This is a genomic window from Phyllobacterium sp. (assembly GCF_037994425.1).
In the GTDB taxonomy this organism is placed as follows: Bacteria; Pseudomonadota; Alphaproteobacteria; order Rhizobiales; family Rhizobiaceae; genus Phyllobacterium.
The window spans coordinates 34225-49878 of the sequence record NZ_JBBNAM010000051.1 but is presented as its reverse complement, the minus strand read 5'-3'; the positions used below and the strand labels follow the sequence as shown (position 1 = coordinate 49878).

Annotated in this window: 9 protein-coding genes and 1 pseudogene; 6 read left to right on the top strand and 4 right to left on the bottom strand. The window is 59.5% G+C overall.

The features are described from left to right. Window positions 1-8: 8 nt before the first annotated feature. Entirely contained in the window at window positions 9-1718 is a 1710-nt protein-coding gene (locus AAAB35_RS03360) for a long-chain-fatty-acid--CoA ligase (protein ID WP_340666845.1), read from the bottom strand. A gap of 533 nt (window positions 1719-2251) precedes the next feature. Here AAAB35_RS03360 and AAAB35_RS03355 point away from each other — a divergent pair. After that, window positions 2252-3875, top strand: a pseudogene (locus AAAB35_RS03355) (Na+/H+ antiporter). A 32-nt stretch (window positions 3876-3907) separates the two neighbouring features. On the opposite strand, the gene AAAB35_RS03350 reads toward AAAB35_RS03355, so the two are convergent. Both AAAB35_RS03350 and AAAB35_RS03345 read right to left on the bottom strand, forming a co-directional pair. After that, window positions 3908-5536 carry a GMC family oxidoreductase N-terminal domain-containing protein gene (locus tag AAAB35_RS03350; RefSeq protein ID WP_340666814.1) on the bottom strand — a complete coding sequence of 543 codons (1629 nt, stop codon included), beginning with the start codon at window positions 5534-5536 and terminating at the stop codon, window positions 3908-3910. A 111-nt stretch (window positions 5537-5647) separates the two neighbouring features. After that, the gene (locus tag AAAB35_RS03345; RefSeq protein ID WP_340666813.1) at window positions 5648-6091 is read right to left on the bottom strand and encodes a carbon monoxide dehydrogenase subunit G; all 444 of its coding nucleotides are present in this window, start codon (window positions 6089-6091) and stop codon (window positions 5648-5650) included. Between the two features lie 198 nt (window positions 6092-6289). Between AAAB35_RS03345 and pgi the strand changes: the two genes are divergently transcribed. From pgi to AAAB35_RS03320, 5 genes are all read left to right on the top strand, one after another. Then, window positions 6290-7942, top strand: coding sequence for a glucose-6-phosphate isomerase (gene pgi / locus AAAB35_RS03340; RefSeq protein WP_340666812.1), 1653 nt, complete (start codon window positions 6290-6292; stop codon window positions 7940-7942). A gap of 45 nt (window positions 7943-7987) precedes the next feature. Continuing rightward, complete coding sequence (locus tag AAAB35_RS03335) at window positions 7988-9046, top strand: succinylglutamate desuccinylase/aspartoacylase family protein (RefSeq protein ID WP_340666811.1); 1059 nt, start codon at window positions 7988-7990, stop codon at window positions 9044-9046. Further along, the gene (locus tag AAAB35_RS03330; protein WP_340666844.1) at window positions 9046-9786 is read left to right on the top strand and encodes an HAD family hydrolase; all 741 of its coding nucleotides are present in this window, start codon (window positions 9046-9048) and stop codon (window positions 9784-9786) included. The genes AAAB35_RS03335 and AAAB35_RS03330 overlap by 1 nt, the downstream gene beginning before the upstream one ends. A gap of 117 nt (window positions 9787-9903) precedes the next feature. Then, window positions 9904-10893, top strand: coding sequence for a threonine/serine dehydratase (locus AAAB35_RS03325; protein ID WP_340666810.1), 990 nt, complete (start codon window positions 9904-9906; stop codon window positions 10891-10893). A 105-nt stretch (window positions 10894-10998) separates the two neighbouring features. Further along, window positions 10999-12981 (top strand): PhoX family phosphatase, encoded by a 1983-nt coding sequence (locus AAAB35_RS03320; protein ID WP_340666809.1) that lies wholly within the window; start codon window positions 10999-11001, stop codon window positions 12979-12981. Window positions 12982-13077: 96 nt separating this feature from the next. Here the strand turns inward: AAAB35_RS03320 and AAAB35_RS03315 are convergent, their stop codons facing one another. Next, window positions 13078-15405, bottom strand: a complete 2328-nt coding sequence (locus AAAB35_RS03315; protein ID WP_340666808.1) for a hypothetical protein — start codon at window positions 15403-15405, stop codon at window positions 13078-13080. Between the last annotated feature and the right edge of the window lie 249 nt (window positions 15406-15654).

Here is a 15654-nt window from a genome sequence, read left to right as displayed (position 1 = left end):
GAGAACAACTAGCTGCGCAGTTCCCGGCGCAGGATCTTGCCGACATTGCTTTTCGGCAACTCGTCGCGGAATTCGACGGAGCGCGGGCGCTTGTAGTTGGTCAACCGCTCGGCGCAGAAGGCTCGGACTGCTTCTTCGGTGAGGGCTGGATCCTTGCGTACGATGAATAGCTTGACGCTTTCGCCTGAATGCTCGTTGGGAATGCCGATGGCGGCCGCCTCGCGGATGCCAGGATGCTCCATCGCCACTTCCTCGATTTCGTTCGGATAGACGTTGAATCCCGACACCAGAATCATATCCTTCTTGCGGTCGACGATCTTGGTATAGCCGCGCTCGTCCATGTAGCCCATGTCGCCGGAACGGAAAAAGCCATCGGCAGTCATGACGTTTGCGGTCTCGTCGGGCCGGTTCCAGTAACCGGCCATTACCTGCGGGCCGCGAATGCAAATCTCGCCGACCTCGTGTAGCGCGAGCTCCTTGCCGTCATCATTGCGAATGGAGATGTCGGTCGAGGGAAGGGGAAGGCCGATCGTCCCAGAAAACTCGGTGGCGTCGAGCCTGTTTGCCGAAGCGACCGGCGAGGTTTCCGAAAGGCCGTAGCCTTCGGTGATCAGGCACCCCGTTACTTCTTTCCAGCGGTCGGCGACCGGCTTCTGCACGGCCATGCCGCCGCCGAGCGAAAGGATCAGGCCGGAAAAGTCGAGCTTGCGGAAATCCTCATTGTTGAGCAACCCATTGAAGAGGGTATTGAGGCCGGGGAAGATATGCATCTTGTGCTTCTGCAGTTCTTTCACGAACCCCGGTATGTCACGGGGATTGGGAATGAGCACATTCACCGCACCGTGTTCCATGCCCATCATCGCATTCACCGTCAAAGCGAAGATATGATAAAGCGGCAAGGCGCACATGAAGGTAAGGTCCTTCGGCTTGCCCTTGAGGCGATAGGCAACATCACACCAGACCTCCATCTGAGCGACGTTGGCGACGATATTGCTGTGGGTCAGGATCGCGCCCTTCGATATGCCTGTGGTACCGCCAGTGTACTGCAGGAAGGCAATATCCGTTCCCTTGACGTCGACATGCTTCAGGCTTTGGGCGGCGCCCTTTGCCAGTACCGTCTTGAACGGTACGTGTCCGGGCAGCGACCAGGCGGGAACCATCTTCTTCACCCGCCGGACGACGAGATTAACCAGATGGCCCTTGAGGCCCATCATATCGCCCATGGCGGCGACCATCACATGCTGGACGGGGGTCTTGGTGATGACCTTCTGCAGCGTTGCCGCGAAATTTTCGAGAATGACGATGGCCTTGGCGCCACTATCCTTCAGCTGATGCTCAAGCTCACGCGGCGTATAGAGCGGATTGACATTGACCACCGTGTAGCCCGCGCGAAGAATAGCAGCGATGGTGATCGGGTATTGCAGTATGTTCGGCATCATCACGGCGATGCGATCGCCTTTTTCGAGCCCACGGGACTGAAACCACGCGCCAAGCGCGCGGGAATAGTCCTTAAGCTGCGCATAGGTGATGCTCGCGCCCATGCAGTTGAAGGCCGGCTCGTTGGCGTAATCCTTGAAGACGCGGGAAAAGAGATCGGCAACGGATTCATACTGCGAGGTAACCTCGGCGGGGACGCCGTCCGGATAATTGCTGACCCAGAATTTTGGAGTCGGCTGGGCGGTCGCGGGCGCGGAAGGCTGTGGAGCAACCTGCTGCAGCGGTTTGGGCGTTGGCGTAGGCCTATCAGTGGCGGGCTTTGCCGGTTTCTTGGCGGTGGCGCGCGATTTTGCCACCGTCTTGCTCTTCGTCGGGAGAGGCGCGGGTGGCGTCTTTTCTGATGGCTTGCTTACTGGCTTGGCCACACCGTTGGCAACAGATTTTGCGGCAGATCCGGAGGTCTTTTTCGCGGTAGCTTGAGCAGGCTTTGCTCCCTCGCTTCCTGCCGACGGAGCGGATTTGCTCTTCGCTGCCCTTGCCGGTGTTGTCTCTTTCGCCACACTAACCTCCCTGCTTGTTCCCAAACCCAAACGCGGTCTCCCCACCTCGTTCGATGCTACCCAACTCTGCTATCTATTGCGAGAGGCGTCGCGCTGGCAAGTATTTACATTGACGTAAACGTAAAAATCGTTGGGCGAGCTTTTTTGCCAAATTTGGCAATTCATCGATTTGATGAAATCCGGGCACAAAGTTGCCAAGGTTCGTCTCGACAAAGCAGATGTACCCCAAACACCGGAAAGAAACGGGATCAACTGTGGAAAACATAACCGTCATCCTGTTGATGCTTCTGGCAGTCGTGGTCAGTGATTCCGTTGTCCGCGCTTTGCCTCTCCCGGTCCCCTTGCCATTGGTGCAGATCGGGCTTGGCGCGCTTATTGCTTCGGTAACGACAATTCGCTTCGAACTCGATCCCGATATTTTCTTTCTGCTCTTTCTGCCGCCGCTTCTCTTCCTCGACGGCTGGCGCATTCCGAAGGAAGGGCTGTTTCCGCGACAGGGCATCATTCTTGAGATGGCGCTTGGCCTCGTTATCTTTACTGTGGTTGGTCTTGGCTATCTCATCCACTGGATGATTCCGACCGTCCCGCTTCCGGTCGCCTTTGCGCTCGCGGCAATCGTTTCTCCCACCGATCCCATCGCCGTATCAGGCATCGCGGCGCGTGTGCCAATCCCGTCGCGCATGATGCATATCCTTGAAGGGGAATCGCTTTTGAACGATGCGTCCGGGCTCGTCTGCATGCGATTTGCCGTCGCTGCGATGCTAACCGGGGCGTTTTCACTCTCGGATGCGTTCTTCACCTTCCTGTGGCTGGCCATCGGCGGTGTCGCCATCGGTGTCGGCCTCACGCTCGGGGTGACAAGGGGCAAGGCGTTCCTGACGCGGCATCTTGGCGAAGAAAGCGGCTCACAGATGAGCCTGCTTATTCCCTTCGGCGCCTATCTCCTTGCCGAGCACGTCCATGCGTCAGGCATCCTTGCTGCTGTCGCAGCCGGCATAACGATGAGCTACGCCGAGATCACGGGCCAGGCTCTAGCCGTCACGCGCGTTCGGCGTACGGCGGTGTGGGATACGGTGCAGTTTGCCGCCAATGGCGCGATCTTCGTTCTGCTCGGGGAACAGCTTCCCGGAATCTTTTCCGGCGCCGTTGAAAATATAGCTGCCGGCCGCTCGTCGCCCTGGTGGCTCGTGGTCTATGTGGTGGTCATTACCGCAGCGCTTGGGGGCTGCGCTTCGCCTGGGTCTGGGCTTCGTGGCGCATCGCTCTTTCTCGCTCCACGGGTCAGGAAAAGATCGTCGTGCGTCCGAGCTGGCGGCTCGTTGCAACCATGTCGGTCGCCGGCGTTCGCGGCGCTATCACGCTTGCCGGCATCCTGACCCTGCCGCTTTTCCTGACCGATGGAAGTCTGTTTCCGGCACGCGATCTCGTCATATTCCTGGCGGCGGGCGTCATCATTCTTTCCCTCGTCGTGGCCAGTATTGCCCTACCGAGGCTTCTTCGCAACATCGAGGTTCCTGTCGAAGCATCGCACCGCAAAGAAGAGGATTATGCGCGAATCGCTGCCGCCGAGGCAGCGATCATGGCGGTGGAGCGGGCGCAACACGACCTCGCTGCAGGTCGCCCGGATGCCGACCTCTATGCGGACGTGGCAACGCAGATCATGGAGCTCTACCCAAGCGTATCGATGGCCGGATGCGTCTCGGCGAGGAGCGCGAGCAGACAGCGCAAACTGACGAAGTCGAGAAGGTATTGTTCACGACGGCACTAAAGGCCGAGCGCAAAGAAATTTATCGGCTGGTGCGGGCGCGGCGTCTCGAGACGGCCGTGGCGACGAAGATGGTGCGCGATATCGATCTGCTTGAAGCGAGGTATGGATAGCAACCGTTCGCGCCAATGTCAGGGCTTGGCGGTCAACGCGCGTGGCTCGCCTCCCAATCCTCCAGCACCAGTGCTGCGCCCTTTGCTCCCACCATCATCGCTGCTGCATTTGTATTACCGGAGATGATATTCGGGAAGATCGAGCAGTCGATCACCCGCAGGCCCTCGATACCATGGACCTTGAGGCGCGGATCAACGACCGATTGTGCCGGATCGGGTCCCATACGACAGGTCGAAACCGGATGATAGACTGTGCCGCTGCGCTTGCGGAAATCGGCAATCAGTTCGTCGTCGCTCCGGCAGGCCGGTCCGGGCAGCAATTCCTCGACGATCAGCTTCGACATGGTCGGCGTTGCGGCCACCTTGCGCAGGAATTTGACTGCGTCCAGCATTTCGGCGACATCGTGATCGGTCGAGAACGCGTTCGGAACGATCTGCGGCTGCTCCATCGGATCGGCGGAGCGAATATGGATCGATCCCGTGCTTGTCGGCCGGCAATTCGACAGCCCGATTGAAAAGCCCGGCCAGGGATCGGGCGTCAGGATTGGCCGTTCACCGGTCTTTGGCACAATGGTCGAGAAGGCCTGGAAATAAAGCTGCATGTTGGCGCGCGGGCGTGACGGATCGGTGCGGAAGAAGCCGCCGCCCTGGTTCATGCTGATCGACAATGGGCCGGTTCGCAGAAGCAGATATTCGATCCCGGCGATTGCCTTGCCCCACCAGGGCCGCAGCACCTGGTTGAGCGAGGGAATATTGGCGCGGTAGGTATAGTTTATGCCGAGATGGTCCTGCAGGTTTTCTCCCACCTGGCGATTGGCGTGAACGACGCCGATGCCGAGCCGCGAAAGCCGCGCAGGATCGCCAATGCCCGAAATTTCAAGCAGTTGTGGCGTGTTCACCGACCCTCCTGAGAGGATTACCTCGCGATCCGCCTTAACCGTCTCGCTACCGCCATCACGGGTGAATTCGACGCCTGTGGCGCGTTTGCCATCGAAGAGGATGCGGGTCACCATGGCGCCGGTCAGAACCGTCACGTTGGAGCGTTTCATTGCCGGGCGCAGGAAGGCTCGCGCTGCCGACATGCGCCGCCCGCCCTTCGTCGTCAGCTGAAACGCGCCGACACCCTCCTGGGTCACGCCATTGAAATCGGGATTAAAGGCAAGGCCCGCCTCCTGGGCGGCGATGATCAGCTTGTTGGCAAGTGGATGAAATTGTTTCGAGCAGTCGCTGACGTGCAGCGGACCGCCGCGACCAAGACTATCCGGGGGCCCGTCATGATCCTCCAGTGCCTGAAAGACGGGCCACAGGTCCGATGCACTCCAGCCCGGATTACCCCGATCACGCCATTCGTCGAAATCCTCGCGGGCGCCACGCACGTAGACCATGGCGTTGATCGAACTCGAGCCACCGAGCACCTTGCCGCGCGGCCAGTAATCGGCATTGCCGGCAAGGCCCGGGTCGGGTTCCGCGCGGTACATCCAGTTGACGGATTTGTCGTAGAACGTCTTGCCATAGCCCAGCGGCATAGCCACGAAAAATCGCCGGTCCGATCCTCCGGCCTCGAGCACGAGAACGGAGTAGCGCCCATTTTCCGAGAGGCGATTGGCAACCACTGAACCGGCAGATCCGGAGCCGACGATGATGAAGTCAAAGGAACGCATGAATGCCTTGCCCGAATGCGAAAACGTATTCGGGAAAGATACCCGGCTTCGATCCCCTAAACCCAAACGGCTTTCCGTCACGGCCTATGGAAAATGCGACAGGATACGCGATTAGCTGCCGCTAACGGCGGCGTTGAAGTTCTCGAAGAATTGCGTGGCGAGCTTTTTCGAGGTTGATGATATGAGGCGGCTGCCGAGCTGGGCGATCTTGCCGCCGACATCGGCATTGACGACATAGGCAAGCACCGTCTCCCCTCCCTCATCAGTAAGGGTGACGTCCGCTCCGCCTTTCGCGAAGCCGGCGATGCCGCCAGTGCCTTCGCCGGAGATCGTATAGGATTGGGGCGGATTGAGATTGGAGAGTTCGACCCTGCCTTTGAAGCGCGCCTTGACCGGCCCCATCTTGACGCCGACAACAGCTGCAAGCTCCGTATCCGAGATCTTTTCAAGGCTTTCGCATCCCGGAATACAGGCCTTTAGGATCTCCGGGTCGTTCAGCGCTTTCCATACGGCGTCGCGCGACGCGACGATTCGTTCCTCTCCAGTCAAATCCATGGTCGGGTTCCTCCTGTGGCGAAGGCTAGAATGTTTCTCGGTGAAAATGAAGCGTCAGGTGCCGCAGTTTTCCCGCAATTGCGCGGACAATCTCCCGGCAGAAGAGAAAGCGCGAGATTCTCCCTTCGATGAATTGAATTCAAAGCGTTACAGTGGCAGTTTGCCGACGGCAAAAAAGCACTATTGCAGGAGACAGAAATGGCGTCAGATCAAGCGAGCGATGTCAAGCGTTCGGTGAAGGCTCTCAAGGATCACTGGAAAAAGGCGGCGCCAAAAAATATGCGCGCCGCCTTTGCCAAGGATCCCAAGCGCTTTTCCCGCTATTCACTCGCGCTGGACGATCTTTTGCTCGATTGGTCGAAATGCCTGGTCAACGACGAAACGCTCGCCCTGCTCGCCGATGTCGCCAAGGCGGCGAAAGTCGAAGAGCGTCGGGACGCGATGTTTGCCGGCAAACCAATTAACAATACTGAAGGCCGTGCCGTGCTGCATACCGCGCTGCGCAATCGTTCGGGCAAGCCCATCAAGGTCGATGGTCAGGATGTCATGCCTGGCGTCAACGAGGTTCTCGATCGCATGGCGGCCTTTGCCAATGGCTTGCGGTCCGGTGCGATAAAGGGCTCTAACGGCAAGCCGATCACCGACATCGTCAATATAGGCATCGGCGGGTCGGATCTCGGCCCCGCCATGGCGACGCTGGCGCTCTCGCCCTATCATGATGGTCCACGCGCACATTTCGTTTCCAATGTCGATGGTGCCCATATTGCCGATACGCTCGCCAAGCTTGATCCGGCAACGACGTTGATCATCATCGCATCGAAAACCTTCACCACCATCGAAACCATGACCAATGCCAGGGCGGCGCGCAAATGGATCGCCGACGCGCTAGGCGAAAAGGCCGTCGGGCAGCATTTTGCCGCGGTATCTACGGCACTCGACAAGGTCGATGCCTTCGGCATTCCAGCTGATCGCATCTTCGGATTCTGGGATTGGGTTGGCGGTCGCTATTCCATCTGGTCGGCGATCGGCCTGCCGCTGATGATCGCCATCGGGCCGGATGATTTCGGCCGTTTCCTCGATGGCGCCCATGCAATGGATGAACATTTTCGCAAGGCGCCCTTGAACAAGAACCTGCCGATTATGCTGGGCCTTATCGGCTACTGGCATCGTGCAATTTCCGGTTACACCAGCCGTGCGGTGATTCCATACGACCAGCGCCTCGCGCGCCTTCCGGCCTATTTGCAGCAGCTTGACATGGAGTCGAATGGCAAGGGGGTCACGGTTGACGGCAAGCCCGTCGCCGGCCCGACGGGGCCAGTCGTCTGGGGCGAGCCCGGCACCAACGGTCAGCATGCCTTCTTCCAGCTTTTGCACCAGGGGACCGACACGATCCCGGTCGAATTCATCGTGGCAGCCAAGGGGCACGAACCTCACCTCGATAACCAGCACGAGATGCTGCTGGCGAACTGCCTTGCCCAGTCCGAAGCTCTGATGAAGGGCCGTACACTCGAAGAGGCGGCCGCACAGCTTGCTGCAAAGAATATGTCGAAATCCGAGGTCACGCGCCTGGCGCCGCACCGGGTGTTCACTGGCAACCGGCCTTCGATTACCATTGTGCACGACAAGCTCGATCCCTATACGCTCGGCCGTCTGATTGCGCTCTATGAACACCGCGTTTTCGTCGAGGCACAGGTCTTCGGCATCAATGCCTTCGATCAGTGGGGGGTCGAACTCGGCAAGGAACTTGCGACGGAATTGCTGCCCGTGGTGTCGGGGGAGGAAACGGCAAATGACAAGGACGCTTCCACGCAAGGTCTTGTCGCGCACCTGCGCAAGCGGCGGGGCAAATAAGCCTAGAGACTACAATTCATACGAGAAATAATCGGGAAGAGCAGAATGAAAACGGAAATGATCACGCTGGCCGGCGACGTGCCGGGCAACAGCATCGAGTTGCGCGTCCTACGCTTTGAGGGCAAGGACGAAAAAGCCGTCACCGCCTACCTCCAGTCGTCATTGCACGGCTCAGAGCTCCCAGGCCAGGCCGCCTTGCATTTTCTCATTCCGATGCTCGAGAAAGCTGAACGGGAAGGGCGCGTTGCCGGCAATATTACGGTCGTTCCCCAAGCCAATCCGGTCGGCTCGGCCCAATGGCTGGCGCACCAGCATCTTGGCCGCTTTGAATACTTTTCGAGTGTGAACTTCAACCGTTCGTTTCCCTTGCTCGAAAGCTTCGACACGTCGGGCCTTCCTGAAGTTGAGGCGCCAAAATCGCTTGTGGAGCGGTTGAAGGCGCAGCTTCTGCGCCTCGCCCTGCCGCATGAAATCGTCCTCGATCTGCACTGCGACGACGAAAGCAAAAGTTACCTCTATATCCATCAGGCGTTCCTTCCGGAGATGTACGACCTTGCCTCAGCGCTTGGATCGACGGCCATCCTTTCCTGGGAGAACACGGCCGACGCTGCCTTTGAGGAAGCTTGCGCCCATCCTGTCATTCAGTTGGCGGAAGCCGAGCGCAATGTAAATCGCCGGGCAGTGACGACCGTTGAGTTTCGGGGTCTTGCCGATGTCGGCGTTGAAACTGGCAGGTCGGATGCAGAGGGTCTCTACCGCTTCCTCGTGCATCGCGGCGTCGTCATTGATGCGACCGTCAAGCTCAACGTCGATTTCAACGGTCCTGTGACGCCGCTCGAAAACGTCGAAATGATCCGGGCGCCACAGGGCGGCATGATCCTTTTCCATGTCGATATCGGCGCCGAGGTGGAACAGGGGCAAGAGCTTGTGACGGTCGTCACTGTTCCTGGCGATCCGCGCGGCGACATCACCCTGACCGCTCCGCAGGCGGGACGCATTCTCACGCGCCGCAGCCACCGCTATACCCGCCGCGGCGACGACCTCATGAAACTGCTGGGCTCCAAACGCTCCGAAACGGCGCGTCCCGGCTCTCTGGAGGCATGATGCCCACGGCCCGCTCATCGCAGATTCGTGGCATTCTGTTCGACAAGGATGGCACGCTCGTCGATTTCAACCGCACCTGGTTTGGCATCACCATGGAAATTGCCCGCCAGGCGGCTGAAGGCGACGAGGCAAAGGCGCGTAACCTTGTTGAGGCGGGCGGATACGATTGGGAGATGGAAAAATTCCGCGGCGGCTCGGTTGTGGCGGCCGGAACCATCCATGACATTGTCGACCTTTGGCATCCCGAATTGACGCTGGAGGAGAAGCGAGAGCGCATACGCGCCTATGACGATTACGCCGTGACCGAAGGGTCCCGCCGTGCCGTCGGCATCGATGGCCTGCGCGAAACGCTGGATGCGCTGGCAACGCAAGGTTACGTGCTTGGCATCGCCACCAACGACTCCGAGGCGGGGGCACGGGCGACCGCCGAGGCGTTGGGCCTGACCGCGTTGTTCACCGTCATCATCGGTTACGATTCGGTGGTACGCGCCAAGCCCCACGCTGACCAGTTGCAGCTTTTTGCCGAGCGAACCGGCATCGCACCCGCTGCCATCGCCATGGTCGGTGACAATGCGCACGATCTCGAGATGGCCCACGCAGCGGGTGCGGGCCTCGCCATCGGGGTGCTCTCAGGCAATAGCACGCTCGACGATCTCGGTCCGCTGAGCGACGCCATTTTCGGCTCCATTGCCGAACTCCCGGCGTTTCTCGTCCACCGCGCCGAAACTTATTCGGACTGAGAGATTTCGCTCATCAATCCTGACCTTGACGGCTACAATGATGACAATGATTTGGATGCCGTGGACCGGTCGCAGTGCTATGAATTCGCATTGCCATCAATTGTAAGCGAGGGCCGCATGGACAGTCAGGGTTTTGCCGTTGGTATAGCCGATGTGGAGGCAGCCGCTGGTCGGCTTCGGGGTCAGCTTGCGTCAACGCGCCTGGTCGAATCGGAAGCCCTGAACGCCAAATACAGGGCGCGGGTCCTCTTCAAGCCGGAATGCCTGCAGCGCACAGGGTCATTCAAGTTCCGCGGCGCCTATAATCGCATCAGCCAGTTCACCGAAGCGGATCGCGGACGGGGCATCATCGCCTATTCATCCGGCAACCATGCGCAAGGTGTTGCAAGTTCCGCGCGGCTCTTCGGCATCGACGCGGTCATCATCATGCCAAGCGACGCACCGCAGACCAAGATCGCCAATACGCGGTCCTATGGTGCGGAAGTGGTTCTCTACGACCGCTACAACCAGAGCCGCGAAGAGGTTGCCACGCCGTTTATCGAAGACCGGGGCATGATCCTTGTGCCACCTTACGATGATCCCTCGATCATGGCGGGGCAGGGTACGATTGGCCTCGAACTTGTGTCCGAGGCGAAGGAGCGTGGGCTCGAGATCGATGATCTTTTCGTGCCGACCGGCGGCGGCGGACTTATCAGCGGCATCTCCGTTGCGGTAAAGGCGGGTTCACCCGGGACACGCATCTGGGGCGCGGAGCCGGAGAATTTCGATGATCTGCGCCGATCGCTCATTGCCGGCGAACGGGTGGCCAACGAGGCGGGGCATCGTTCGATCTGCGACGCCATCCTGACGCCGCAGCCGGGCGAGCTCACCTTTCCCATCAACAAACACAATCTCGCGGGAGCCATCGCCGTGCCGGACAGCGCCGTGCGAACGGCCATGCGCGATGCAGCCAATTATCTGAAGCTCATCGTCGAACCCGGCGGCTGCGTCGCGTTCGCAGCGCTCGCGAGCGGCGAGGTCGACATAGAGGGGAAGACGGTCGTCGTCGTGCTTTCTGGGGGCAATGTCGATCTTGACATCTATAGCGGTCTGATCGCCGCGGCCTGACCCTGGTGCAAAAGACCGTGGCGTAGACCGGTTGTTACTTGATCGTCACAAGAGGGCGCTAGGCTTCGGTTCCATCCCCAAGCCATATAGCCAGAGGTGAGCGCCATGAACGACCAGTCTCAACCGTTTCGCACCAGTCAGCTTGAGGATAATGCCGGCCCGGGTCACAACCCGACCGACAATCCGACCATGGGCGAGATCATCGCCGCGCGTTTCTCGCGGCGCGGCTTTTTGAAGGGATCGCTCGCCGTCTCGGCGATCGCCGCAACCGTCAGCCCGATGGCGCTGATGCTAGCGGACGACGCTCGCGCCGAGGCGAAATCGGCGTTCGTCTTCGAGGAAGTCGAGGTCGGTATCGACCAGCATCACCACGTTGCCCCTGGCTACGATGCGGATGTGCTGCTGCGTTGGGGCGATGGCCTGTTTGCGGATTCCCCGGAATTCGATCCCGCGAACCAGAGCCCCGAAGCCCAGGCGAAGCAATTCGGCTACAATAACGATTATGTCGGTTACATACCGATAGACGGCTCTTCGGAGCACGGCCTGCTCGTGGTCAACCATGAATATACCAACGAGCACCTGATGTTTCCAGGTATCGTAAAGGTCGTCGAGGGCAAGATCGAAGTTGCGCCAGCCGACCAGAAGCGTGTCGATATCGAGATGGCGGCGCATGGCGGCTCCGTCGTGGAAATCAGGAAGGTTGACGGCAAGTGGCAGGTGGTGAAGGACGGCAAGCTCAACCGGCGCATCACCGCGAACACTGAAATGCAGCTTTCGGGTCCCGCAGCCGGGCATGACCGCGTCAAGACCAATGCCGACCCGTCGGGAACGAAGGTGTTCGGCATGGTCAACAATTGCTCGGGTGGGGTTACGCCTTGGGGGACCTATGTCTCCGGCGAAGAGAATATCCATGGCTATTTTCTCGGCACGCTGCCCGAAGGCAGCAAGGAGGCCGGCAATTACAAGCGCATGGGCATTCCTGAGGGTGCCTATGACTGGGGCAAGTTCCATGACCGCTTCGATCTCTCCAAGGACCCAAACGAGGCCAACCGCTTTGGCTGGGTAGTGGAAATCGACGTGAACGATCCCAATTCCATTCCCAAGAAGCGAACGGCGCTCGGAAGGTTCAAGCATGAGGGCGCCGATTCGATCGTCGCCAACGACGGGCGGGTCGTCTTCTATCTCGGCGATGATGAGCGCTTCGATTATGTCTACAAGTTCGTGACCAAGGACAAGTTCAATCCAGATGATCGCGCCGCCAATCTCGATCTTCTCGACGAAGGCACGCTCTACGTCGCCAAGTTTGGCACGGAAGGAACCGTCGCCTGGCTACCGATCGTCTTTGGCGAAGGGCCGCTGACCGAAGCCAATGGTTTTCACAGCCAGGCCGACGTTTTGATCGAAACCCGGCGTGCCGGCGACCTGCTTGGAGCCACAAAGATGGACCGCCCCGAAGACATCGGCCCGAACGGCGTCAACGGCAAGGTCTATGTCATGCTGACCAACAACACCAAGCGCAAGGATGACCAGGTCGACGCCGCCAATCCGCGGGCCAAGAACGCCTTTGGCCATATCATCGAGATTGCCGAGGATGATGGCAATTTTTCCGCCACCAAGGGCAAATGGGAAATCCTTTTGAAATGCGGCGACCCGTCCGTGGCCGATGTGGGCGCCTCGTTCTCGACCGATACGACCAAGAATGGTTGGTTCGGCATGCCCGACAATTGCGCGGTCGACGCGGATGGCCGGCTGTGGGTGTCGACGGACGGCAACTCGCCGAAGGAGACCGGGCGCACCGACGGCCTCTGGGCCGTTGACACGGAAGGTGGCGCGCGCGCCACGTCGAAACTGTTCTTCCGCGTTCCTGTCGGCGCTGAAATGTGCGGCCCGCTGATGCTGCCCGACATGGCGACAATGATGGTCGCCGTCCAGCACCCGGGCGATGGCGGCGAGGATTGGAAAGAATTTGGCCGGCCCTCCTACTATGAGGATCTGTCGACGCGCTGGCCCGATTTCAAGGATGACATGCCAGTGCGTCCGGCGGTCGTCGCCATCACCAAAAAGGGCGGCGGCAAGATCGGCGTCTGAGAGGCCGCCACGTCGAATGAAAAAACCCGGCTTCAAGTCGTCTGAAGCCGGGTTTTTGGTTAGTGGATCGCTGCTCGCCGGAGCGGGGAGCCTTTGTTATTGCGAAGCTAGTTCCGCCGTTTTAGGTCGTCCGAGGCTTTGCAGCTGGATGTCGGTGAGCGCAACCTTCCCAGCCTCTTTCGGGAAGGTGAGCTTCAATTCCTTCAGGCTCTTAACATCGATGCCTTCGACATTGTCGAGCGGGATCGCCACCATGTTCATGAGGACACGCAGTTCGCCATTATTGAAGGCCATGTCGCGTGGGTCATCGACCATCGGCACCTTGCCGTCGCGCGGGCGCACGCCGTTGTAGAGCGCGTCGCTATAATGGCTGGCGGTGAGCGTGGCGCTCTTGCCGGCGCTATCGGTCAGCGTGACCAGCACTTCCTGGCTGAACGGACGGACGACCGCGATGCGGAATGTCAAACTGTCAAAGGCCACGCCCGACATGCCCTTCAGATCCGCGGTCACGCTGGCGTTGGCTTTGGTCCAGATCAACTCCGCATGGTCGGCGATGGAGAGCAGGCCCTTGCCGCCAGTTCGGTAGCCGGTGTATTCGAAATCCGGCAGTCTATCCGGCGAACATGAACCGGCAGTCTCGCTATACCCGTACGGCATATCGCAACGCGCCACCGCGTCGAAGCCGGCAGTCTGGAACGAGCCGCCGAGAAGATTAGTCGAAAGGCTGTCGCTCGCCGCGAAGGTCTGGATGAGGCTGCGGCGGCCGCTGTCATTCTGAATGGAGAGCGACACGCGTTCATCGCATCCCTCGGTTTTTGTCGGGCATGCCGCGGCTGGGAGTGCTGCCTGTCCGTTCCAATAGGAGGCAAACTTCTGCTCGCCGCCGACCTGGTAGCGCATGAAGGAGTTGATCAAAAACAAACCGCCACGGCGCTGGTCGTCCGCGGTAAGCCGGGGCGTATCAACCCGGTCCGCGCTGCAATACGCGTCGGGGCTGAAGTTTTCTACCTCGCGGTAGTCGTCGGCAACCCAGATCTCGTTGTAATAGTTGTGGTTGGCGCTTCTGACGAGGATTTGGTAGCGCGGCGCGGTGTCGTATTCATTTGCGAAACGGTCGTGATCGAAGGTTCGGGCGCCTTCGAGATTGACCATGTCGCCATTACAGGTCGGCAGCAAAGTCGCGAGGGGCACATTGGTGATGCCAAGATTGCCATCGAAGTCCGTCGGAGCTAGCAGGAATGCGCCGCGGAAAATGTAGGGCGGCGTCGTCTCACTGCCTGCTGGAGCGAAGATTCTGTATTTGACCATCGCGGCCCGAAATGACGGGGCGGACTCAGGCGTGTAGCCGAGGGTCGTAACTGCGAACTCTTCCAGCTGCGCAGCGGTGAGCGTTTTCGGCAGCATTCTTGCAAGAATATCTTCGGGAATCCCCTTCATCCGCGCGACGTCCGAGTACTTAAGCGGAGCCGGAACGCCCGATATAAGGTCAGGGTACGACTTGAATTCAAGAGCGCGCGCCTTGACTGCCGCCAGGAGGTTTTCGGCTGAAACGTTTCTGCGCGTCATATTGAATTTCAACGCACTGGCAATACCCTGGCCGCCGCGCGAGTGGCCCATGATGCCAACACGTTTGAAGTCGAATTTGCCCTTGAGCGGGTCGAGGAGCCCGGTCTTGCCGTCATTCTCTATTTGCCCATTCAGGTCGATCTGGCGCAGCCGGTCGAGCGTGCCAAGGACCAGTTGACCGCGTGCCTGGCCGCTCGCATCGCCCCCCGGAGAGCCGTTGACCATGTTGGCGTCGATCGACAACACGATGTAGCCATGCGTTGCGAGGTCGGCTGCGAGGTAGTCGTAGCCTTGATAGTTCGGTTCAATCCAGGAATGCTGGCCATGCATCATGACGACCACCGGATAGCGCGCCTTAGCCGGCGAATCTTTCTTCGAGATCGGATAGCGGACCCACCCTTTAATATCCAGGAGCGCGAGTTTGTCGTCGCTGAAACTGGAAACATCACCGCCGGTCGAGGCGAGCAGCTTTCCCAGATCGTATTCGAGCGCGTCCGATGCGTCGAATTCAGCGCCGCCCATATCGGGCGCGGTCTCCACGAAACGACCGAGGCGCAGAACGCTCGACGCCAGCGTGGTGGTCGGCAGGGAAGCGGGCTCGGTGACAGGAACGGTCGGGACCGCCGGGATCTGGCGCGTCGGCGCCGGCGGCGCACCTGGTGGCGTCACATGATTGAATATGCTAAGCGGGTCGGCTGGTTTCGCCAGACCATCGCCCGGCTCCGGAGTAACGGCTGTTCCTGCCACTGCTGTAACCGTGCCGGTAACTGGTTCTGTTGGCAAAACCCACTCTTCGGGGGGCTTGTCCGGGGACAATACGGTGTCTTTATTTGTGGTGACGGTCGTCTCGTTCGACAAAGGTTTTCCTTGATCAGCGGGGGTGTTCGTTGCTGATGCCGATTGGGAGAATGTCGACTCTGGTGGCAGCTGGAGGTCACCATTGCCGTTGTTGCAGCCCGCTAAAGCAGCAAGAAGCACGCCGAATGTGCATGCTTGGCGTGCCATAGATTTTAAAAATGGGATCATACTTTGAATACTCCTGGTACGGCGATTGGAAGCCAATGCGGCCGATCGCTTTGAAAATTCATAAAAAATCAATATTTCCGG

What these genes read in the sequence shown, in the direction of transcription:
- AAAB35_RS03350 (WP_340666814.1), bottom strand. Translation starts at nt 5,536, where the DNA reads ATGCGTTCCTTTGACTTCATCATCGTCGGCTCCGGATCTGCCGGTTCA.
- AAAB35_RS03345 (WP_340666813.1), bottom strand. Translation starts at nt 6,091, where the DNA reads ATGGATTTGACTGGAGAGGAACGAATCGTCGCGTCGCGCGACGCCGTA.
- pgi (WP_340666812.1), top strand. Translation starts at nt 6,290, where the DNA reads ATGGCGTCAGATCAAGCGAGCGATGTCAAGCGTTCGGTGAAGGCTCTC.
- AAAB35_RS03335 (WP_340666811.1), top strand. Translation starts at nt 7,988, where the DNA reads ATGAAAACGGAAATGATCACGCTGGCCGGCGACGTGCCGGGCAACAGC.
- AAAB35_RS03330 (WP_340666844.1), top strand. Translation starts at nt 9,046, where the DNA reads ATGCCCACGGCCCGCTCATCGCAGATTCGTGGCATTCTGTTCGACAAG.
- AAAB35_RS03325 (WP_340666810.1), top strand. Translation starts at nt 9,904, where the DNA reads ATGGACAGTCAGGGTTTTGCCGTTGGTATAGCCGATGTGGAGGCAGCC.
- AAAB35_RS03320 (WP_340666809.1), top strand. Translation starts at nt 10,999, where the DNA reads ATGAACGACCAGTCTCAACCGTTTCGCACCAGTCAGCTTGAGGATAAT.